This is a genomic window from Acinetobacter sp. YH12105 (assembly GCF_013419095.1).
Lineage (GTDB): Bacteria > Pseudomonadota > Gammaproteobacteria > Pseudomonadales > Moraxellaceae > Acinetobacter > Acinetobacter pseudolwoffii.
In genome coordinates, this window is sequence record NZ_VPAU01000022.1 from 1 (window position 1) to 23,868 (window position 23,868).

Sequence of the window (23,868 nt, forward strand, 5' to 3'; positions counted from 1 at the left end):
GATCATATGGATTGGTATTTATATAAAATCAGACACTTAGTTGAGAATGCATTTTGTAGGTTAAAGCAGTTCAGAGGAATAGCAACACGATATGATAAGCTAAAGTGTAGCTATGAGGGGGCAGTTGTATTAGCTTGTATATTTATTTGGCTACCTTTATCGGGTAAATTCTATACTTGAAATGTCAACAGACCCTAATATTTAAAATTTTATCATTTGGTATATATTCTTGATTCTTATTAGGTTTTTCCTATAGATTCTAAAGAGAATTTTTTTAGATTTTTTCTTAAAATTTGTTTGAATTGAAGTGGTGGTGTTTCAAAAAGTATGCTGGGATTAAATGCAGCCATTATTGATGTGGAAGAAGGTTAAATCGAAAGCCTTAAAGTGGTTTTCTAACTTTTTCGAAAAATTACAGCTTCTCCTAAATCCACGCCTGAGCCGATGCCTGATTCTGCAATTATTACCTTCAATACCTACAGTAAAGAACTTACCAATCGATTGCTTATAATTTTAAAAGCAGTGACAAAACTGTCCCATAAATTACTCGAAATTCGCCTCCGACAAACCCGGTACGGTTCACTTACGTAAAAAGATTGAAGGGCACCTTTTTGTTCATCAGATTCGAGTGACTGCAAGTTTTGGGGCCGCCAAAATAGATGCAGAGTCCCAGTTAATGAGTGCTTTAGAAACCGCAGATCAACGTTTATACCAAGCTAAAAATAATGGCCGAAACAGAGTGTGTTTTAACTAACCTAAGTAGACTCCACTTTACTTATTTTCAGACAGCAACCAATCAAGAGCGTTCATTTTTACAATACCATTATAATTGGCTTCAGTCCCGATCGTGTCTAAGGTAAGTAAATACTTGGGATATGAATCAGAAATTTTCTGTAATGGACGTAACTCTCGGCTTAGTGTCTCCTCATTGAGGGTTTCTAATGCCACCTGATAATAAGTTAAATTCTGTAAAGTATCGACAGCAACAAAATCAATTTCATATTCATCAATCCGCCCTACATAGACCGTATAACCTCGTCTGACAAGCTCAAGATAAATCACATTTTCTAAGATATGACCTTGATCAGCATTAGCATCAGGCAACATAATGCGGCGCAATCCAACATCAACTAAATAGTATTTTTCAGAGGATTGTAATAACTCACGCCCACGTACTTTAAACTGTGCGGCGCTATAAAATAGCAAACTGTCCTGTAAGCCCCGAATATAGCGCTTCACTGTTTCAAATGAGATTTTAACCCCGCTTGAAACAAAGGTATTTTTAATTTTATTGATGGAAATGGGTGAGCCTGTCACGCTTGCCAAATATCTTGCGACACGCTCGAGAGAGTTAATATCGGCAGTATTTAAACGGGGAATAACATCTTTAAACATTACACTGGCATAGACTGCTTGCAAGTAATCATAGGTTTCCTGCTGGCTGGTCATGGCAAGCGTATAGGGGAAACTACTTCGCGTGTACATAGCATACAAATCACGATTGGATAATTGTTGGATGATCGGATTATTTTCAATATGCCACTGTTTAAACTCTTGGAATGACAAGGGTAAAACATGTTGCTCGATATAGCGTCCTGTGAGTAAAGTCGCAAGTTCTCCACTCAGAAAGAATGCATTTGAACCTGTAATATATAAATCGATATAATCCCGAACATATAAAGAGTCGACTACTTTTTCAAAATTGGTAACATGTTGTATTTCATCTAAAAAAACATAGTTTTTCTTGCTTTCATCAACTTTTGACAATACATAATCATGTAGTTTACGGTAATCGGTGAGTTCTTCAAATTCCATAAATTCAAAGTTGATGACAATGATGTTTTCGGCTTGTACCCCCTGTGCTTTTAGGTCTTGTTGAAACATCGCCAGCAAGGTAGATTTTCCAGAGCGACGTACACCCGAAAGCACTTTAATGACATCACGGTTTTGCCATGTATTCAGAAATTTTAAGTAGCCATCACGTCGAATATTAGCGCTTCTCATTGTTTACACTTGAAATCTAAAGTTTTAATTAATTCTATCAAAGTTTAGAACCTAGATGTAAAAATATTCAATTTTAAAAAAAGTTTAAAGTTTAAGTGAAACATTCAAAGCTACTGTTGAAGCATGCAAACAGTAGATCTGATAAAAATCCAAATTCTGTCTTTTTGATTATTTTCCATGTCATGTTATGTCATTGATGCTGCGACTTAACTGCTATATAAATTAAGTGAAAAGTAAAAGGAATTAATATGTTAACTAGAGTGGAACTCATTTTTGTGGTGCTGATGGTGTCAGGCTTAATCTTGATTGCTTATGAAATGCTAAAAGGTTTATTCTAGGGCATCTACACATGATTTTTGATCAAAAAAAATGCCCAGAGAGGGATCAATGGGCAAAACTAAGGACCTTGACGGTCATTCAGAAACTACAGCTAGCTTCTAGCTATGATTCTGCACTTAATTAAAAAAAGCTACACTGGCTGAATATATCAAAAGTTAAATCATGTGATTTATCATTAATTAACACACTTGAGAAAATGAGTTCATCACTCTGCTGATTAATACAGTAATTCACCAAACAAATCCGCTCTAATCTCTTCCAGGCTCAGATCTGATTTCATTCTATTACAGAGTGGATGAACCAGCAGACCATTCTCTAGCACCCCTTGGCCACCTGCGGCTTTGGCAATCCGATGATCCGATTCAGTAGAATCGAGATAGATTAATCCATCACAAATGGGGCAAAAGTTATGATTACCCACCAGAAAATTGTGCTTAAGCAAATTTTTGGTTAATGCTGAAAAGGCCTTGGGCTTTGATCGAGAGATCGGGCTAATCGATTCAACATATCCGACTACATGCTCTACAACCCCATCATCATAATTACCCAAAAATCTTTCAGAATAAAACTCATTAAAGTTGATGTACTTGAAAGCCTTTGACATCGACAAAATAAAGGTGTTCAGGCATTCTTCATCTTCAAAATCGACATCCATTTCCAGGCTTAAACAGATAAAGGCTTTATAAACGATTTGTAGCCGATCATAGCCTTTAATCCCACTGCCGAACTTACCGACCGTTTCAGTGGTCGCCACTGGAAAATTGGCAATCAAGAACTCAATACTACGGCGGACACGTGTAAACTCTTTAAAGCTAATCGTTCGATGATGAATCTGCATGAGGCTTTCATGAATTTCATACACAATTGAAAACCATGCAAGAAAAGAAGTAATCTGAAAACGCTGGTCCTTATAAAAATATAAGTATGGATGAAAGCCCAAACTCGGAACCCCAGTATTTTTTACAGGAGTGGCCATTCTGCAAAGGACCGTAAACAGATGTGACATGATCTTTTCAACGCGTTCACCCTGATTCAGGCTCATGATATTATGAATCTGATCACCCGCGATGATATTCATGAGCTCATTGACCAAGCCAATTTTTTTGCCATGACTCATTTCAGTATCTAATAATATGGTAGAGAAAAGCAGCTGATGGATCTTCTCCCCCAACTCGATCAGCGAATTTAAACGTGTATATTGGAGCTCTTCCAAGTTAGATTTATTGTCATTGATATAACAACAGGCATAGATCGCATAATAGGCGTCACTCCCGCGACTTCTGAGATGATATTCCTCATATTTATCTAGACGTTTAGTATCTGAGTTAATCGATTGAAATACCCGTCGCGCATCTTCTGGAGTCCCCAGTACCTGCCGGAAACTGATTTTAATATCGCCTAATTTCGATTTTTTTTCTGCAAATTCGGCATCAGTACAAATTTTTTGAAAATCAGCAAGATCTCCTAAATAATTGCGGAGGTAACGAATATCTTGTTTTTGTTGATCATTGAAATTAGGTGCTTGAGGGACTTGCTCATCCGCAAAATATCTATTGATCCATGCATAAATACAGGAAAGACGATGTGCCCCATCAATAATGTAAATATTGCCGTGTATATCTTTCCAATACAAAATGCATAAATTGATGTTTTGATCTTCTGTGCAATCCTCAATAAAGTTTGCAATTTCTTGCACGCTCCAACATTCCGTAGAACGCTGGTTATCCGCCTTAAATAAACATTTGATGATTGGATGCTTTTCAAAATCAGTCAGTGCAACTTCAAAATTGTCACGCTGCATTGAAGGTGACATTTCTTCTGGCAACATGACTTTACGCTGAATAATATTGGTCAATAATCGTGTTGGACCCATTTTTATTTTCTCCAGACAACACTGTCCTACTTTCGCTCAAGTACGAAATTTGAAAGTGTATATAGTTCGATTTGGTTAAAGCGATGAATTAAATGACCGTCAATATTCAGTCAGCGCTAACAAAAGAGACCTAAGAGAAATGGGGGGATTAGATAATAAAATCTTCATGTTTAGTACCTGTAGTTTAGAGTTGACTATCTACAACCATCTTTTCCACGAGATGGAGGTAGACCAAACAGGGGTGGAAATACCGCACTACAGAAGACGGCCAGTCATAGACTGCCCTGCCTGGCCTACCATAATGGCAAACTAAGCATAATAAGCACAAAAAACCGCTAAAGCGGTTTTAATGCTTCTGTAGTAATTTTCAGGTTTCCACGCCCGATTACAGATTTTGCTGTAATGTAATTATCATATGGGTATCTTTTTCTTTGGTCAAACCGAATTAGAATTTTTTTATTCATTTTTAAATAAAAAAATATAAATCGATAACATATGGATCAAATTGAAAGCAAAGAACAAATCAAAGTCGCTGATTCCTAGGCCCCTTAGGTTGAACGATATATGCTTAGGCTATTTGCACAAGGAAGGATGCTATACGGCTTCTAGCAGCATATTAAATGCAAGGTATGATGTAGTCAGGTAAATGATATTTATGCACACGTAGCTGTCTTGAACAAATTCACAGAATTTGGCTGCACTTATACCCAAATTGTCACTTGAATTTAGCTCAATTAGGGTAGCGCTGTCTTTCAAAACTTTATGTAATAAAGCGTGCGTAAGTCATATTTACTTAAATTCTGATATGATCTCTAATCACCAAATATCGTACACTCAACCATGCTAGTACCCATCGCACGGCGCTTAATGACACTTGTTGAGACATAATTCTAAAATAATCATATTTATTATGTTTCATCACTATCGGAAAAAACTGATGTTCTGTAAGGATTGAAAGCATAGGTTCATCCTCTGCCGTAAAATGCATCAATACTTTTGTTACATTACTTTCATACAACCATTTTTTTATTAACCAATTATAAGTTTCTGATTGGTTTTGTTCTAAATAATCAAATCGCTCTAAAATCTCTTGTGCAGAATTAAAATCTACAGCACTGAGTAATTCAGGCAAACGTGCTAACTTTCCTTGTGTCGATAATGGATGTCTTCCTATATTTGAACCACGTTTACCTGACGGAATGTTTGCCATCGTAATTAAAGCTCTCTTCCAGGACTCAATATCTAATCGTGGCTGCCCCTGCCCAGAAATAAGATACCGCTCAATATTTTCAAAGTTTTTAAATAGGTCATGTTTAATTACATTGCCAATCGAATTCCCTCTTTTTTGAGCATAGATTACCCAGTTCTGGCTTTTTCTTTCTTGGAGCACATGTTTTTCAATAATATCTCTCAACTCATATTTTAGATTACCATTCTGTTGATGAATTGCTTGGAAATGCCTGAATAAATTACTCCGACTCATGACTCGCTTAAAAAAAGCAGTATGTAAATTGGGTTGCTGTTGTTGCATACTATAGGCATACGTAGCCAAAAATAAGATATGAATATAATGCTTTAATGTTGTCGATTCATGTAAATGGCCAAGCACTTGACTAATCGCCTTAATCCCTTGTCCAACCTGTCCTTCATTACCTACTAGCGTATTGAATTGCTCATTCGATGGCATCCAATTTTGTAGCCATGGTAGTTCCATCTTAAGCGCTTGAAAATCTACCGTTGTTTGTAAACACTTTAAAGTATACGCACTTGCAAATGTATGTCTTAAATGATGTAAGCTGAGATCAACATCTCCTGTGACTTGCTTTAATATTTGAGATATTTGACCAAAAAAGGGCCTATTCCCCCTGTTTTCATCAGACATTAATATAGATTCTTTCTGATCTTTATAAATATCGTTCAATCCCTTTTGAATCATCGGGCTTAATAAACACATCGGGACAACACGTTCAGATCCAACTGTTTTTAACCGATGCACGCCATAAGGGCGAATTCGCAGCATATCCTCATCAATATCTAAAGGTCGTAAATGAAGTGTCTCTGAACGGCGTACCCCCATCGCTGCGGATAAACGAAAGTGACGCTGAATCTCTAGACGTAAAGCAGCATCATTCACCCCAGACTCTACAGATTGTAAGATTTGAACGATCTGCTGCACTTCATTTTTTGAAAAGACTTTAGCACTTGCTTGATGTGCTGCACGCTTGTGTAACTTTATCCGATCATCATTTAACTGAATTAAAAAATCTCTAAAGCGATTCCAAGCCGCAAGATGCTTGCGGTGTGGAAAATGCTCTTGCGTCAACTCCATCCATTTTTGGAATACATCTTCATCAATTTGGCTATCTTTTGTTAAGTCTTCTGAAAATCCCAATATACCTGCACTAACGATGGCCAAATGTAGGTGAATCATATTTCGATTCTGTTGACTTAACTCTTCTGCTTCACAGCGTCGAATCAACCATTGCACAAAGTTCGTTAATAAATTGACTGAGTCGTGATTCGTTTTAATATTGGCGAGCTGTTTAAGCCAAATGCTTGATCTAGACTCATCTTTTAGCTGCTGAACTATCGCCAAAATATCAGACAAATGTAATTGCTCATCGTCTATGTCTATTTCAATTTCTGGCTCAGTACGATCTAAACCTATGGTTAATTTTTCATATCCAGATAAGCGTAATAATTCATTTATGGAAAGATCTTCAGTCAGAACTTGGCCTGATATATAACCTGCAATCAACGGAGTGCTATTGAGCATCACATTTTGCTGTAAAGCTTTCAACCATTGAGCTAACGATAGAGTTGACTTAAACCCGATTTGCTTTAAATATCTATTAAAACACTTTTGCCAAGCTGTTCTTTGTTGATTTCTTGACTTTCCTAAAATCTCATTTAATCGGGGCTGTAAATACTGTCGGTCTACTAAAATTAATGTCGAGACATAAGGACTTAACAGTACTGTCCGGCGTATCTTCGTCACAGATCGATCATTATTCACTGTCAGCTCAACGAGCCGACTATTCCCCATAGCGACTATATGTTGATCAGAAGCAATAAACTCCAACATCGCTTGTAAATGGCTTACTCGGCACAGTTGCGAATACAGGGACAGTACAACCAGCAAACGTCCTATTTCAATATCACAATTTTGATATTCAGGTAAATGTTCTAAATCTCTCTGAATAAGAGCAAGTAAGTTCTGTTCAATATAACACCAGATACTAAAATTATTTTCAGATGTCAGCCATGTGCGATTCGCTTGTTGAGGAAGCTGAACGAATAAAGGAATTTTAGTTTTATCACGAATATAAGCACAATATGCCTTGATCGCTTGTGGCAAATCAATCTTTGAATTTTTAGCTAAATTAGAAGCCAATACATGTCCAAGCTCTAAAGATACTTGAGGCTCAGGATTTCCTTCAAAAATCAACTGACAATAGGGCTCATACTCAGAGTTTTTCAGCCATTCTTCCACGTCATTTTCTGAATATTGTATTCTCGGCTTCATCTCTGCCTGAACTGTTTTAGTTTCCTGGGTTAAAACAAATGTTGGAATATTCTGGGTTGCTAAAAAATCAAAAACATCAAGACATTCGAAACCTAACTGTTTTTGCAAGTTTTCTTGTACATCAAGCCACTGTTGTTTAAATGTTGATACAGGAAATACTGATAACATATCCCATGGATAACGACCGCGCACCCAGTGCCCAAGTCCAGCATCCTTGAACCGTCCAGATAACTGATTATCATCAGAGCGAACCAACTTCCGTGCCCAATTTCTAATTAAATCTTCAATCTGATGAGGATCATACAGTTGCACAGCATAAGATGATAAATCAACACGTAGCTCAATTTGCTCCCCCAACATTCCCATCAAACCACGTAAAATTTGAATCTGTCTGATCAACGCTCCCGTCAATGGCACATAGCGATCGGTTGATTCATCTGGACGATGTTTATCTTGAATCAATGCCCAACTTTGCTGACTGATCCACTTTGAAAATGGTTGCTTAATCCCTCTTCCTGCAGTGGCAAGATTCATCCATAATTCTGTATACAACGTTAAGTTATCAAAGAGCATCTGCCAATCTTTCTGTTCGGCAGCCTGATTTATCGTTGTTTTTATGCGTGTAATTTCATTTTGTATTTCAGCAATCTTGATCCCTGTCGGGCTACCCACCCGCTTATTGGAAGAGTATATATATTCAGGAATATTAATTTTTATCGTTCTTAAACAAGCAGCCCAGAGTTGCTCAAGTTGCCTCTGTTCAAAAGAGGCATAATGAATCAAGTTATCATAATTTCGACCTGATGCATTCGTCACTGCTTTAACGACAGCTAAATCACCTTGGCTATGATCATATAACAACCGTGGAAGAATATCTCGAATGCTTTTGAGGCTGATTTCTAGCTCTTTAGGTACACGGTTAATCAGTTCACTCGCGTCACGTTCAACTGCAATATGCTGTCTTGTAATCCCAAGATTTTTGACTTGACTCACCAAATCATTGAGTTCAATCGGTAAAATCAAATGTAACTCGTTGGTCCATGGCACGTGAAATTTAGATTTTTTTGGCTTTTTTTTGAGTATTGGTGTCCCAGCTAAAATACTCAATACATATGCAGATAAAGTATGATCATACTTAATAGTAATATTATTATGACCAGTAATATTATTATGACCAGTATTTTGACTAAAACTTGGCGCTTTAAATTCACCCACCGGACGTCCGGTGAGCAAGCTTAATATCAAAGCTAATTTTGCGCGTAACATCATGCTGGTATCTGTATGAGATGGTTGACAGAGTCTAAATACTTCTTGAATTGAATTTAAGGACAATCGCGATTTGGTCCAAACTAAACCAACATTTGCAGCTTCAATATGTTGAGAAGTCGACTTAGATGCATAAAACCCTCGAAGTAAATCGGATTGTTCTGCCAAAAAAAATCTAAACAAGGGCTCCAATGGTGTTTCATCTTCTTCAATCTCATCATGCTCAAATACATCTGAGACTAGACCACGATGAATTTCATCTACATCTTCTAAAGGTTGAATAGCAATACTTAATGAACCATATCGTTGCAGGATCAATTTTTTGTGCTTTATCCCTATACGGTGTAAAAACTCTCGACGTTTTTTGTTATTTTTTAGCCGATTATTTCGCCAGATTTGTGATAAAAATAGCTTTAATGCATAATAAATTTTATTTAATTGTTCATCATTATTATGAACAGACATTAACTGAATCAGTTGCTTCGGTGAATTTTGAAGCAGTGAAGCTTTTACATCTTCTAAAATCTGTGTATTACCAGCATCACCTAATAGCCTAATCGCTAAAAAGGCATTGTACACACGAGATCCTTTTTGGTCTTTCAGCTTTATGCTTCCATCACCCTTTAAATAACTACTATAAAGCTCAAGAGCATGTACCTTGTCTTGAAAATGAAAAATTTGCTCTAAAAACCAAATAATTACAGTATCAAAACTCTCATTATTATGATTTTCTCCTGCTTGAATCAATAGCAAATCACAAATTCCACTGTCTCCAGTGTATGGACGTAATGGCGTGGGTGTATGTCTGTTTCTATCTATTGTTTCTGAGAAAAAATGTGCATATTTCTTAGAATCCTGCAATCTACTAATGATCTTTAACGTATTAAGCTCATCACGAAATTCTGGTAATTCATCATCCCCAATCAATGTGAAGATTCGCTGACAAATGACAACGATACCGGCTAAGCTATAGTGTGCACGCAACAAAAATAATGCTTGGATCAGTTCTTTTTCTTCTATATTTTCATTCTGATTAATACATTCTAGGAGCTTCTTGAAATAACTTTTCATGAACTACTCCGAATACGATAGACTCTTGCCTTCTTCAAGTCTGTTAAAGCCAAAGCAACTTCTGCCATTGGTGCCACACGAACAATTTGCTGCTGATATTTTTGATAAAGTTCCTCCAGTCGAGGTAAAAATACAGAAAAGTTAGCTAAATGAAAATATGGTTGCACAGACTTGCCCAGCTCTTTCACTTTAATTCTTTCTAATGGCAAAAGCTTCTGGGCGATATAACCAGCTAAAACATTTTCGATTAAAAAATTACCACTCACCACCGGTGATGCCCAATTAACCAATTCTTGAACAAAGGAAATCGGCAGCTTTTTCAAAAAATGCTGTGTATTTAAAAATAAAATCATTTCTTCTGGATCTAAACTCTTTAGTCGAAGTTGGCCTGCAACCACCATCTTGTCCTGTGCTTTATCCACTTTAGCCCAGTGTCTTCTTTTCACACTATCCTTTAGAGTTTTTACCTTACATAAGTCCCTATCGACAGCAAGCAGTAACTTACGATATATCGCGAGCAGTAGTAATGCTTGATTTTTAATTTTTTCTGAAAACTCCCGGCTCATTTCCTCATTGAGTAACATCATTTTCAAAACTAAAACTGGGCATGGTTTTTCAAACCTGCCTTCAGAAATTGTTAATGCATCAATGAGCAATGGTGTCATCATTTTTTTCTGCACAGGTAAGTTATTTTTAGCGTCACAATAGTAGAATAACACAGTCCCAAAATTAACAAAATTAAATCAAATAAATTTTATATTTAATAAAAAAGTATTTGATTTATATAATTTATTTACTAACTTTATTTTTACACCAATCTAAGATATTTAGCTTATCATGTCAGCCTATTTGCAACAGTGCCAACAAATCGTTGGCTATAGCTTAAATGAGCGTATGACGTCACAGCTTGTTTGTAATGCACTGAGTATGGCTATTGGCAATCATGAGCCAACTGAAGGCTTGATCGTTCATTCAGATAGGGGTAGTCAATATTGCAGTCATGAATATCGGAATATACTTGAAAAATATGGATTTCAGGGTTCAATGACTAAACGCGGTGATTGTTACGATAATGCACCGATTGAGAGCTTTTGGGGAATATTAAAAAATGAATTGGTTCATCATCGCAACTATCAAACAAGAGAGGAAGCTAAAGCAGATATTACAAAATACATAGAGCTATTTTATAATCAGCAGAGAGTTCAGAAAGGACTGGATTTTAAAACACCAAATCAAACAGCAGAGGACTTTTTTAAATTGGCTGCATAGAATCTCCCAAGTCGAAGTGTCCTGTTTTTTCAGCACACATCAAAATGGGTAACTTCCTATTTTTCAAGAGCTATGTCCGATCAAGTCTGAATTAATACATCTAATCAACAGATTTTTCGATCTCTAAGAACTTTTTAAGGGAACATCATCGACTCAAATCTCTATTTGCAACAGTGCCAAAATTATAACTAAATCTTTTAATTTAATATTAAAACTAAATCCATATTTTTAACCTGATTACCCACACCCATTAAAACTTCCTGAACCACACAGTCCTGATCAGCTTTAATCACAATCTCCATTTTCATTGCTTCAATGGTAAATAAGGTTTCACCTTTCCTGACAGACTGACCAAGTTTTACAGGTACTGTACTAATCATGCCCGGCATCGAAGCACCGATATGTTTTGTATTCTTCGGGTCTGCCTTTGAATGAGCCGTCGATTCTTTTTGGCTTGCCTGTTTAATCTGAACCAGACGTAACTGGCCGTTCAGCTCTACAAACAGATCAATCACTCCATCCTTGGCTTCTGAGCGGCCCAACAGTTTTATTTCGAGTACTTTACCGCGTTCAAGTTCGATTTCGACTGGACTTTGCTCTTTTAGACCATAAAAGAACGCTGAAGATGGAATACTTGAGACCGTGCCATATTTCATTTCGTGCTGCATAAAGTCGGTAAAGACTTTTGGATACATCAGGTATGACGCCAATTCTTGTTCAGTGACTAGTTTCCCAAACATATTCTCAAGCATTGCTTTTTTACCCGCCAGATCGGCTGGTGGCATAACTGCACCAAGACGGTCATTTAACGGGGCTGCACCTTTTAATACCTTGTTCTGTAACTTTTCTGGAAAACCATGTACTGGTATGCCTAGCTCCCCCTTAAACAGGGAAACCACCGACTCAGGGAAATCAATTTCAAGTTCAGAATCTTCAATATCTTGTGGACTAAGATTGTTCGATACCATATATAAGGCCATATCACCCACCACTTTAGAGGTTGGAGTGACTTTAACAATGTCACCGAACAATAAGTTAACTTGTGCATAGGCATCAGATACTTCCGTCCAGCGCTCTTCAATACCCATTGAACGAGCTTGTTCACGCAAGTTAGTATATTGTCCACCCGGCATTTCATGATGATAGACATCAGCTGTACCAGCACGCATATCCGCCTCAAACGGCTTATAGATATGGCGCACACCTTCCCAGTATGTCGAAAGCTGTTGCAGGTTGTTAGGGTTAAGTCCTGTGTCCCGATCTGTATTTTGTAAGGCCGCAACCACAGAGCCCATGCTTGGTTGTGAAGTGAGACCGCTCATGGCATCCATGGCAGTATCAACAGCATCTACGCCTGCCTCAATTGCTGACAAAATACTGGCTGCTGCAATACCACTGGTGTCATGGGTATGAAAATGAACTGGCAGTCCGGTTTCTTCTTTCAATGCTTTGACCAGCTCACGTGCTGCGGCTGGTTTGCATATCCCCGCCATATCTTTAATAGCCAGGATATTGGCTCCTGCCTTTTGTAGCTGCTTTGCCATATCAACATAGTAGTTGAGGTTATATCTGCGGTTATTGTCAAAGATATCGCTGGTATAACAGATTGCTGTTTCACACAACATGCCCGACTCTCGAACCGCATCAATAGCAACCCGCATGTTATCAACTGCATTTAGCGAATCGAATACACGAAATAAATCGATTCCACCTTGTGCTGCCTGTGCAATAAAGTGGTGAACCACATTATCTGGATAGTTGGTATAACCCACGGCATTAGATGAGCGAAGCAACATTTGAAATAAAATGTTCGGCACTGCTTCACGAAGTCTAGCTAAACGTTCCCACGGATCTTCTTTTAAAAAACGCATCGACACATCAAAGGTTGCGCCCCCCCAGCACTCTAGTGAAAATAGCTCACTGGCCATCTGGGAGTAATAAGGTGCAATAGCCAACATATCTGCGGTCCGCATTCGTGTTGCAAATAAGGACTGGTGGGCATCACGCATAGTGGTATCAGTAACCAATACACGCTTTTGATCTAGCATCCAATTTGAGAACCCTTCTGCACCCAGTAATTTAAACTGGTCTCGGGTTCCGCTTGGAATATTCTGATTCAAGTTAAATATTGGTAACTGTGCTGGAGCTGGAACTGTCTCAGGAAGCGGACGTCCTTTAAGTTCAGGTTGCCCATTGACGGTAATGTCACCTAAAAACTCTAATAACTTTGTCGCACGGTCCTGCTTAGGTTTAAGGTTAAATAATTCAGGAGTGGTATCAATAAATCGGGTAGTACAGGTACCTTGTGTAAATAGAGGATGTGTCACCACATTTTCTAGAAATGCCAAATTATTTGAAACACCACGAATACGAAACTCTTGTAATGCTCGTAGCATACGGGCATTAGCTTCATCCGCACTTGCACCACGAACCGTTACCTTAGCCAGTAATGAATCATAATAAGGCGTAATGACTGCACCAGTATAGGCAGTACCACTGTCTACCCGTACCCCAAAACCAGTTGCGCTACGAAATGCGGTCAAACGTCCATAGTCCGGCATAAAGCCATTTTTAGGGTCTTCGGTGGTGAGACGGCATTGTAATGCATGGCCTAACAGTTTAATTTGCTCCTGGGGTGGAATAAAACTGCTACCATCTCCAATCGCGGCACCTTCAGTCACCCGAATTTGTGCTTTAACAATATCAATGCCAGTAATTTCTTCTGTGACTGTATGCTCCACCTGAATACGCGGGTTAACTTCAATAAAATAGAAGTTTTCTGTTTCAGCATCCATTAAGAACTCGACCGTACCGGCGTGAGTATAATTTACTGCGCGAGCCAATCTTAAAGCGGCCTCACATATTTTATTACGTTGGGCTTCGGACAAATAAGGTGCAGGCGCACGCTCAACCACCTTCTGATTACGTCGTTGGACAGTGCAATCTCGTTCAAATAGATGCACAATATTGCTATGGGTATCACCTAATATCTGCACTTCTACATGACGGGCATGGCGAATCAGTTTCTCTAGATAAACTTCGTCATTGCCAAACGCAGATTTGGCTTCACGACGTGCAACAGTAATTGCATCTTCGAGTTCCTTCTCATGTTCAACCACGCGCATGCCACGACCTCCACCGCCCCAGCTCGCTTTGAGCATGAGTGGATAGCCTACCTCAGCTGCCAGTAACTGACAGTCTTCAATGCATTCAGGTAGTGCTGCTGTAGCAGGAATAACTGGCACACATGCAACCATTGCAACCTTACGGGCCATCACTTTATTGCCTAACTGACGCATTACTTCTGGTTTTGGACCGATAAAGCGAATGCCAGCTTGGCTACAAGCCTCTGCAAACTCAGGGTTTTCAGACAGGAAGCCATAACCTGGGTGGATAGCATCTACCCCTGCCTCAACTGCAATACGGATAATATCTTCAATATCCAGATAGGCAGCGATTGGTTTTTTCCCTGCCCCTACCTGATAAGCTTCATCCGATTTAAAGCGATGCAGGGCAAATTTATCTTCTTCTGCATAAATTGCAACTGTACGGATGCCCATTTCTGAGGCAGCACGCATGACTCGAATCGCGATCTCGCCACGATTAGCAATAAGTATTTTCTGGATAGGCTTAATCATTTATATACCCATTTATTTCGTAATATATTCATAATCTTATTAAAGATATTCGTAGTTTGGCGCTAAATATTTTTTTAGCTAGTAAAGGAAAAGTTCGTATTTCAAAAGCTGAAATAACAATTCATTAATTTTTAAAAAATAATTTTCGAACTGAAGCCTAGTACTAAAGCGTTATTTATATAATTGGTTGCACCTGGATGGATGATGTACTGCATATTTGGTCGTAGCATTAACCATTTAACAGGGAAGTAGGAGTAATTAATTTCGAAATTATATTCAGCATCTTCATTAATATTTGAATAGTTTGCACGGAATCGGTCGCTAACACTTATTCTGTTTATTGCTAATCCAAAAATATCATTTGCATGGGTATCTAAAAGACCAATATATTTCAAACCAACTTGTTGCATATTTCCAATTTTATTCGTAGTTTTATTATGGAAACTGAAGTTCATGAATCCATATAATCCTTGATTTGGTAAATTCCTAGACGATAACTGCTGTTCTACTCCTCCCCATACTCCATATGTATTATCTTCAGACTCTCCTGTTACGATGTCCTTTTGATTATCGGCCTCATCAGAAGTATTATAAAATGCTCCTATACGATATATTCCAGGCAAGTCATTAACTGCGTTTTTAGGCTGCCATACCAACTCGACAGGAATATTAAAACCGTCTGCATCTTTTGTATCTAGATTCCATCCTTCGTTTTCTTCCAAGTTTTTTGGGTTATATTCGAATACACCAAATTGAATAAAAGCTTCAGGATTAAAACTATATTTAGACATTACTGCCCACTGGCTTACAGGTGCATTAATCCATTTATTGCCTTGCCATTTCCCCATTTGTGCACCACAAAAAGAATTATTTTGAAAGTCACAAGACATCACATTGAAATAGGTTCCCATGGCAAAACGCCCAACTCGAATACTGGTAACTGCGTTACTGAAATTCTTTTCAATCGACAGTTCTGCAAGCCTTGTACCCGAATTACCCCGACCATAATTTGCCTGTACATTGGCCAATTGCGGTGCTTGCGGATCGGAAATCTGCTCTACTGATACACTTTGCCCTTGTCTTGCCATAATTAATACTCTGACACTCACCCCGTCTACATTTATCAATTTTTCTAAATCTAAAGTTGAACCGAGTGAAAACTGGCTAACATATGTTGGGTCTTGTCGTGGGGCATATCCACCATCTGCTAAATAAGCAATATCGAGATTGGAACTAGCATCAAATTTGATTCCTTTATCTGCTAAAGCTGTTCGTTTGCCATCCCAATCCCCTGTTAAATTTGTCCGATTTACATCAAATAAGTTCTCAGCAAAACAAGCTGTATTTGTTCCAATAAGTACACTAATAAGACATAAAAAATTACTTTTTTTCATTGCACAATCCCTGCAAATTTTGAATATAAGTTTCCCTAAACAGCTAATTGAATAAGCTATTTTGAATGATTAAATTGGATTAAAAGTGGTGTGATAAAATTGCAGCATGGCGGGACTCCTGTCATACACCATGCTCAATTCACTAACAGAGTTGGACTCTCTTAGGTTAAGTGATTTTTAATTTTTGCTTTAACGGCTTCTGTAGAAATACCATAACGATCATGTAGTGTTGGTAATGCGCCTGCATCTAAAAATGCATCAGGTAAACCAATCATATCAAAACGTGGATGTTGCCCATTTCTTAATAGCAAGGTTCCAACTGCTTCACCTAAGCCTCCAACCACAGAATGATTCTCAGCAGTTAAAACTGGACGACCTCCTTTAGCTACTTCGTCTAAAATGGTCTGTTCATCTAATGGTTTAATCGTAGGTACATGTAATACAGAAACCTCTACCCCTTCTTTTTCTAGCTCTTCCGCTGCCTCAAGCGCACGCATGGTCAGTAATCCGGTAGAAATAATCAATAGGTCTTTACCAGGCTTAATGACTTGGGCCTTACCCAATTTAAATTGGTAGTTATATTTATCCAGTACCAATGGAACTTGACCACGCAACAAGCGCATATAAACAGGACCTTGATGAGCAGCAATCTGCGGAATAGCCTGTTCAATTTCCAAGGCATCACATGGATCAATGATCATTAGATTTGGCATTCCACGGAAAATGGCAATGTCTTCTGTTGCTTGGTGACTTGGTCCATATCCTGTAGTTAAACCAGGAAGGGCTGCTACAATTTTCACATTTAGATTATCTTCGGCAATCGCCATACAGATAAAATCGTAAGCTCGGCGTGAAGCAAAAACAGCATAAGTCGTGGCAAAAGGAACGAAACCTTCTCGAGCTAATCCAGCAGCAGCGCTCATCAAGAGTTGTTCGGCCATTCCCATTTGAAAGAACTTGTCTGGATTTTGATTCGCGAAAATATGTAAATCTGTATATTTGGATAGATCTGCTGATAATCCAACAATATCATCACGCTCTTTCGCTAGTGCATTTAAAGCATGTCCAAATGGTGCAGACTTGGTTGGTTGCCCTTCTGCAGCAATAGAAGCAATCATGGCAGACGTTTTTAATTTTTTCTTAGGAGAGTTCGCTAATTGGCTCATGGATCTAGACTCCTTATTTGCCGTAATGGGTTAATATATTTAAAGCTTCATCCCATTCACGTTCATCCACGCGAATAAAATGTGTTTTTTCACGGCTTTCTAAAAATGAAACACCTTTACCCATTTTGGTATCGCAAATAATGACCCTTGGGCATGTTCCTTCGTGACTTTTCGCTTGATCGAAAGCATCAAGTAAAGCTTCCATATTGTTGCCATCTACGCGTTGGGTATACCAACCAAAAGACTGCCAACGATCTACAATCGGTTCAAAAGCTAGAATTTCACTTGAATGCCCATCGGCTTGCTGATTATTCACATCAATAATTGCGATGAGATTATCTAATTTCCAATGTGAAGCTGACATGACAGCTTCCCATGTCGAGCCCTCATTCAGCTCACCGTCTGATAGGAAGTTATAAACAAAAGATTCTGATTTCTTTTGCTTTAATCCGAGGCAAGCACCTACCGCAATGCCTAAACCATGACCCAATGAACCACCTGTGATTTCCATACCAGGGGTATACGTTGCCATGCCTGACATAGGTAAACGACTGTCATCAGAACCATAAGTTTCTAGTTCTTGAAGTGGAATAACTTTTGCTTCGATCAAAGCTGCATATAAAGCAATTGCATAATGACCTATTGAAAGATAAAAGCGATCTCGTCCTTCCCACTCAGGATTCTCAGGCTGATATTTCATTGCATGAAAATAAGAAACTGCAAGTAGATCAGCTGCACCTAAGGCCTGCCCAACATAACCTTGGCCCTGTACTTGTCCCATACGTAACGCATGTTGACGAATGTTATAGGCACGTTGCTGTAGTTCAGCAATACGAGCTTCTTTATTAATATTTGACATGATTAACTTCTCTTATTAACGATTAACAAGTTTTGCTGGAACGCGCGTTACCAGTGTGGCACCGACAAGTAAAACTGCTGTGATTAAGAACATACCTATGGCATTAGAACCTGTATTAGTCGTAATCCAGCCGATGAGAAATGGAGAACAAAATCCAGCGAGATTGGCAAAACTATTGATTCCAGCAATACCAGCAGCGGCTGAAACACCACCTAAAAAGTTGGTTGGCAACATCCAAAACAAAGAAGATGCAGTGAGTACACCCGATGCCGCAATACATAAACAAATCAGCGATAGGGTTAGATTTGAGGCAAACAATGTTGCGAAGGTCAGTGCAATTGCACCAGCACACATAGGAATAATTAAATGCCAGCGACGCTCTCTAAAGTGATCTCCGCTACGGCCTGCTAACAGCATTACAACTATGGCACACATATAAGGCAGGCTGGTCAACAAGCCAATATGCCAGTTGTCACTAATACCCGAGTTACGAATTAATGTCGGCAACCAGAAAGTAATTGCATATTGTCCCATTACGACACAAAAGTAGATTCCAGCAAGTAACCACAAGCGTTTATCACTAATGAAGTCTTTAATACTGCTATGCCCTTCTTTCTGCTGATTATCTTGTGAAATTTCTTGTTGAACTAAATTCTTTTCAGCACTTGTTAACCAATGTGCATCTTGAACAGAATCTTTAAGAACTGCGAGGACTAACAAACCAACAACCACTGTAGGTATAGCTTCAAGTACAAACATCCATTGCCAACCATGCCACCCTTGCACATTGTTCATTTGGTCCATGATTAAGCCAGATAGAGGCCCACCGATCATTCCTGAAATTGGAATCGCAATAAACCAAAGCACAGTCATACGGGCCCGACGATAAGAGGGGAACCAATATGTAAGATAAAGTAATAGACCTGGCGCTAATCCAGCTTCAGCAACACCAAGTAAGAAGCGTAAGGTATAGAATTGCCACTCTGTTTCAACAAATGCAAAACAGCCTGACAAAATACCCCATGTAATCATGATGCGAGCAATCCATCGTCTGGCGCCTACTTTGTGTAATACAATATTGCTGGGTACTTCACATAAGAAATATCCAATAAAGAAAATACCTGCACCGAGGCCGTATACAGCTTCACTAAACTGTAAATCACTCATCATTTGAAGTTTGGCAAAGCCAACATTTACGCGATCTAGGTAGGCACAAAAATAACAAAGCATTAAAAATGGCATCAGCCGAAATGCAATTTTCCGATATGCTGATTTACGAATAGCATCCGTATTAGATGAAAGTACAGTATCCATCATGCGAGTCCCTTTACACTTGGCCACAATATCCTCTCGTGACCATGATGTTATTTTAAATGTTTAACACTGAACTTTAGTGAATAAGCATGCCGCCATTTACATCTAACGTTATACCCGTTAGATAAGTAGATAAATCACTGGCTAAAAAGAGTGCAGCATTTGCAACATCTTGGGCTTTGCCTAAACGCCCAAGTGGAATTCCAGCCAGAATGTCATGACGTCGGTCATCATTCATCAGTCCGCCAGTAATATCGGTATGTATAAGACCTGGCGTAAGTGAGTTCACACGAATGTTATCTGCACCAAATTCACGTGCCATTGCTTTTGCCAACCCTAGAACCCCAGCTTTAGCAGCACTGTAATGAGGGCCACCAAAAATACCACCGCCACGTTGTGCTGAAACTGAAGATAAGCAAACAATACTTCCACTACCATTTTCTTTCATAGATGGAATCACGGCTTGCGACATAATGAGTGTGCCACGTAGGCTAACATCTAAAATTCGATCGTAATCATTACGTTTAATATCAAGTGTTTTTACAGGTTGGGTAATACCTGCATTATTGACCAAAATATCTATCTTTCCATATTGCTGAAGTGCTTGCTGAACAGCTGCATGTGCCTGCTCTTCATTGGCTACATTTGCAGCAAGACCCAAATGCCCTTCACCTAGTGCTTTTGCTGCATTCTGACTTTGGACAAGATCTAAATCTACAATAATGACTTTTGCACCGTGTTGCGCAAAGATTTCTGCTGTTGCACGCCCGATACCACACTCAGATGCAGCACCTGTGATTAACGCTACTTTTCCTTGTAATAACATTTGTCGTTCTTCCTCATTCATTTATTTTCTTCCTAATTAGTCTCGCTGTTTTTATAAGTCGCAGCAATAAGGTTAAACTCAACTAGACATGAATAAAATTCATGTCTGTGATATTTTAGGTAGTGATTTAAAATAAAAATGGATTTTTATAGCATGAGTAGTGAAAAAAATTACAATCAGGTGCCTGCAATTAAAACCTTACAAGCTTTTGAACAAACTGCTCGATTAGGAAATGTGGCAAAAGCAGCAGAGGTTTTAAGTCTCACACCATCTGCTGTCAGTCATCAAATAGCAAAATTAGAAGAAATGATTGGTCAAAGTTTATTTATAAGAGGCGCACGAGGAGTTACTTTAACGCCTTCAGGTGAGCGTTATTATCAAGATGTAACGACTATCCTGCATAATTTGATGTTAGCAACTGAACAAGCATCAGATAAAAGCCCAAAAGATAGCTTATATATCCATTCTTCTCCTAGCTTTGGACTTCTGTGGCTATTGCCAAGATTGGAATCATTTAAAGAACAATATCCTCTTATTCAGGTGAATTTATCTTGCTCTTATGAAAACCTTCATTTTACGCGTGATAAAATTGATATTGATATTCGTCATGGTATTCCCAATTGGACAGGTGTCGAAATTAGAACCGTTCGAAGTGAAAAACTAGAAGTTCTTGCCTCCCCTAAACTACTTGAACGTAGTCCAGTAACTAAGCCTAAAGATTTATTAAAAAAAGAATTAATTTTATCAAAGTCTACTCTCGTGACATGGCCCCAATGGTTTGCTCACCAAGGATTAAGTGTTCCTGAATTTCCTTATACTTTTAGTTTTGATCGCTCTTACATGTCACTTGAAGCAGCCACACATGGACTCGGATTCGTCCTTGAAAGCAATTTACTTACCCAAAATTATTTAGAGTCAGGAAAACTTGTCAAAGTCTTCCCTGATGACTTATCCGTGCCCATATCCGCACACCACTTAGTTTATCCACGTACCCATGAGAACATTCTCAAAGTGAACCATTTTTTAAACTGGATTAATGAAGAAATTAACAAAAGTAGTGAATGGTAAAACTTTTAAAAGTATTGAAGTCATGCGTGCACTACGTAAAGGACAACCATCGTCATTCTATTATGGTCAGCCTCAGGGTGAAGTGTGTCTAATCAACAGGGTTTCCGGTCTCTAAGCACTTTTTAAAGGGAACATCATCGACTCAAATCTCTATTTGCAACAGTGCCTCTCCGACAATCTTGGTACAGTTCAACTTGATGATATATAAATTTTTACCATATGGTAAATTTTTATTTTAAATTAAATTTATTGAAACCAAAATCTAGGTGACTTTTATAAAATAAAAAATCTAAAAAAAGTGACCAAAACAACATTAAATGATCTAAATTGATCAAAACTTTAATTCATAAAGACTCATATACTACCTTTTAAATCATATGCTTATAATTATTATCACTTGATGTAATGAATCTCGGTGACCTTGCCAAGGTTGGGAAATATTAATTTCTTTGTACATCTGGATTTACGCTACCTGCGAATCCTTCGATTATTCAGATTACTCAAATTAACCCGTTATTTTGTCTCCCTGCAGATTTTATTGTGGGTGATCAAGCGCGAAAAAGGCTCATTTCAGGCAGTTATTTTTATCCTGCTGATCATGATCATCATTGCGGCGGCTGGGGTATATGTGGTTGAAAACAAGGCACAACCGGAAGTCTTTAGCTCCATCCCTGCGTCCATGTGGTGGGCGGTGGTGACGCTGACCACAGTCGGCTATGGCGATGTGACACCAATCACCCCCTTAGGCCGCTTTCTGGGGGCTTTAATTACCATTTTAGGGGTAGGTCTGGCAGCACTTCCTGCGGGTATTCTGGCCAATGAGCTGAGACAACGCAAACACAAGCTGGAATTAAGATTTCGTGAACTGCTTGATGACGCAGAAATTGACTTGATTGAAGATCAAGAAAAAATTGAAACTTTACGTAAAGAAGTCGGGCTGAGCACAGAGCAAATGCAGGATATCCTGTTAGAGCTTATTCATGAGCGCAAGAAAGAACAACTCGAGCAGGAAAAAAACAAGTTTCTTCTGCCCGCATTGTGGGCATAAGTTACCTGATTAAAAGGTAGCCAGATCATCGCGAGCATCAGACCATAGGATATGATACTTGTTGCAGGCAGATGCTATTCACTCAATTTTTTCGTTTGAAGCAGGATCAAGTCATTTCAATCTAAAAACGCAGCGATTTCATCGGCCACTGCCCTGGATGTCCGGGAAACTCCGACCAGCGTCGCCGAAGCAGCACCGGTCCATTCCCCATAACCGACCAGCCATAAATTCGGCAGCTGAACCGAGCGGCCATCCTTCACTGCGATGGTCTGGTCCTGCTGGATAATCCCGAGGCTGCTAAGATGATTCAGCGCCGCCTTAAATCCGGTACACCAGATCACTGCATCCACTTGCGCGGTGCTGCCATCTTCCCACATCACGCCATGTTCGGTAAAAGCCGAAAATGGACGCTTGCTCTGTAAAATGCCTCGCTCACGTGCCTCTTTGACTGAATCAATCATGACAATATCGCCCAGACCACCAATGGGCTGCTCGATCTTTCTACCTTGCTGCTGGGCTTTCAAACGCTCGGTCGCCCTTAAGAACAGGACACGGCCATCAACATCATCTGCCAGAAATTGCGGCGGTGTCTGGGTGATCCAAAGCGTTTCAGCTACCTGGGAAACCTCGGCCAGGATTTGCGCACCGGAGTTGCCACTACCCACGATCATGACTTTCTTGTTTTTAAATAACTCAGCATTTTTATAATCTGCTGAATGAAGTTGTATACCCTGAAAATGCTCACGACCTGCATACTCGGGAATAAATGGTTGGCTCCATGTCCCTGTAGCGCTTACCACCGCTTTGGCTTTCCAGGATTGTTCCCCGGCATAGACCTCTAAATATGTCCCTTTGTTTTCCACGCGCTCCACATGCACCGGACGAACTACAGGAAAGTGATAGCGCTGCTCATAGGCGGTCAAATAATCGATCACCTCATTGCGGGTCGGATAGGTCTGTTCGGTCGCCGGCATCATCCAGCCCGACAGCGAACTCCAGCTATTCGGGGAGAAAAGACGCAAGGACTCCCAGGCATGCTGCCAGGCACCTCCAGGCTGAGGCTGATCATCCAGGATGATAAACGGAATATTCTTGCGCTTTAAGAAATAAGCCGTGGACAAACCGGCCTGTCCAGCACCGATGATGATCACATCTGTTTCGATCTGTTTTATGTCCAAAGCCTTTTCCCCTTGCATTTTTCTGTCGT

13 protein-coding genes and 5 pseudogenes are annotated in these 23,868 nt (G+C 39.2%); 6 read left to right on the plus strand and 12 right to left on the minus strand.

The genetic code is table 11. From position 1 onward, the window contains the following. Nucleotides 1-180 (plus strand): annotated as a pseudogene (locus FTU44_RS13295) (IS5/IS1182 family transposase); the annotation flags it as partial. Nucleotides 181-336: 156 nt separating this feature from the next. Here FTU44_RS13295 and FTU44_RS13300 read toward each other — a convergent pair. Beyond that, nucleotides 337-557: pseudogene (locus tag FTU44_RS13300) on the minus strand (IS1 family transposase); the annotation flags it as partial. A gap of 65 nt (nucleotides 558-622) precedes the next feature. Here FTU44_RS13300 and FTU44_RS13305 point away from each other — a divergent pair. Then, nucleotides 623-754 (plus strand): diguanylate cyclase domain-containing protein, encoded by a 132-nt coding sequence (locus tag FTU44_RS13305; RefSeq protein ID WP_289845708.1) that lies wholly within the window; start codon nucleotides 623-625, stop codon nucleotides 752-754. 17 nt (nucleotides 755-771) lie between these two features. On the opposite strand, the gene FTU44_RS13310 is transcribed toward FTU44_RS13305, so the two are convergent. From FTU44_RS13310 to FTU44_RS13325, 4 genes are all read right to left on the minus strand, one after another. Further along, nucleotides 772-2,004: an ATP-binding protein gene (locus FTU44_RS13310; RefSeq protein WP_159516662.1), complete on the minus strand. Its 1,233-nt coding sequence runs from the start codon at nucleotides 2,002-2,004 to the stop codon at nucleotides 772-774. Nucleotides 2,005-2,560: 556 nt separating this feature from the next. After that, a complete protein-coding gene (locus tag FTU44_RS13315; protein ID WP_159516663.1) occupies nucleotides 2,561-4,216 on the minus strand; it encodes an HNH endonuclease signature motif containing protein in 1,656 nt (551 codons plus the stop codon). A 793-nt stretch (nucleotides 4,217-5,009) separates the two neighbouring features. Continuing rightward, a complete protein-coding gene (locus FTU44_RS13320) occupies nucleotides 5,010-10,079 on the minus strand; it encodes a tyrosine-type recombinase/integrase (protein WP_180051098.1) in 5,070 nt (1,689 codons plus the stop codon). Then, nucleotides 10,076-10,747, minus strand: coding sequence for a hypothetical protein (locus tag FTU44_RS13325; RefSeq protein WP_005105953.1), 672 nt, complete (start codon nucleotides 10,745-10,747; stop codon nucleotides 10,076-10,078). The genes FTU44_RS13320 and FTU44_RS13325 overlap by 4 nt, the downstream gene beginning before the upstream one ends. A gap of 193 nt (nucleotides 10,748-10,940) precedes the next feature. On the opposite strand from FTU44_RS13325, the pseudogene FTU44_RS13330 reads away from it, so the two are divergent. Further along, nucleotides 10,941-11,348: pseudogene (locus FTU44_RS13330) on the plus strand (IS3 family transposase); the annotation flags it as partial. Nucleotides 11,349-11,545: 197 nt separating this feature from the next. Here the strand turns inward: FTU44_RS13330 and FTU44_RS13335 are convergent. The 6 genes from FTU44_RS13335 to FTU44_RS13360 all read right to left on the minus strand — a co-directional run bounded on the left by FTU44_RS13335 (nucleotide 11,546) and on the right by FTU44_RS13360 (nucleotide 20,545). Then, nucleotides 11,546-14,986, minus strand: coding sequence for a pyruvate carboxylase (locus tag FTU44_RS13335; protein ID WP_218944672.1), 3,441 nt, complete (start codon nucleotides 14,984-14,986; stop codon nucleotides 11,546-11,548). Between the two features lie 131 nt (nucleotides 14,987-15,117). Further along, the gene (locus FTU44_RS13340) at nucleotides 15,118-16,380 is read right to left on the minus strand and encodes a carbohydrate porin (RefSeq protein WP_100535579.1); all 1,263 of its coding nucleotides are present in this window, start codon (nucleotides 16,378-16,380) and stop codon (nucleotides 15,118-15,120) included. A 161-nt stretch (nucleotides 16,381-16,541) separates the two neighbouring features. Beyond that, complete coding sequence (locus tag FTU44_RS13345; RefSeq protein ID WP_100535580.1) at nucleotides 16,542-17,546, minus strand: transketolase family protein; 1,005 nt, start codon at nucleotides 17,544-17,546, stop codon at nucleotides 16,542-16,544. A gap of 13 nt (nucleotides 17,547-17,559) precedes the next feature. Further along, on the minus strand, nucleotides 17,560-18,405 hold the full coding sequence (locus FTU44_RS13350) for a transketolase (protein ID WP_100535581.1): 846 nt from the start codon (nucleotides 18,403-18,405) through the stop codon (nucleotides 17,560-17,562). Nucleotides 18,406-18,420: 15 nt separating this feature from the next. Next, on the minus strand, nucleotides 18,421-19,719 hold the full coding sequence (locus tag FTU44_RS13355; RefSeq protein WP_180051107.1) for an MFS transporter: 1,299 nt from the start codon (nucleotides 19,717-19,719) through the stop codon (nucleotides 18,421-18,423). Between the two features lie 76 nt (nucleotides 19,720-19,795). Then, nucleotides 19,796-20,545 carry an SDR family NAD(P)-dependent oxidoreductase gene (locus FTU44_RS13360; protein ID WP_180051110.1) on the minus strand — a complete coding sequence of 250 codons (750 nt, stop codon included), beginning with the start codon at nucleotides 20,543-20,545 and terminating at the stop codon, nucleotides 19,796-19,798. Nucleotides 20,546-20,725: 180 nt separating this feature from the next. Here FTU44_RS13360 and FTU44_RS13365 point away from each other — a divergent pair, with 180 nt between their 5' ends. The 3 genes and pseudogenes from FTU44_RS13365 to FTU44_RS13375 form a co-directional block, all read left to right on the plus strand. Further along, the gene (locus tag FTU44_RS13365) at nucleotides 20,726-21,613 is read left to right on the plus strand and encodes a LysR substrate-binding domain-containing protein (protein ID WP_159516677.1); all 888 of its coding nucleotides are present in this window, start codon (nucleotides 20,726-20,728) and stop codon (nucleotides 21,611-21,613) included. A gap of 1 nt (nucleotide 21,614) precedes the next feature. Next, a pseudogene (locus FTU44_RS13370) lies at nucleotides 21,615-21,728 on the plus strand (IS6 family transposase); the annotation flags it as partial. A gap of 324 nt (nucleotides 21,729-22,052) precedes the next feature. Further along, a pseudogene (locus tag FTU44_RS13375) lies at nucleotides 22,053-22,674 on the plus strand (potassium channel family protein); the annotation flags it as partial. A 103-nt stretch (nucleotides 22,675-22,777) separates the two neighbouring features. Here FTU44_RS13375 and FTU44_RS13380 read toward each other — a convergent pair. After that, nucleotides 22,778-23,857 carry an ArsO family NAD(P)H-dependent flavin-containing monooxygenase gene (locus tag FTU44_RS13380; RefSeq protein WP_180051101.1) on the minus strand — a complete coding sequence of 360 codons (1,080 nt, stop codon included), beginning with the start codon at nucleotides 23,855-23,857 and terminating at the stop codon, nucleotides 22,778-22,780. Nucleotides 23,858-23,868 lie beyond the last annotated feature (11 nt).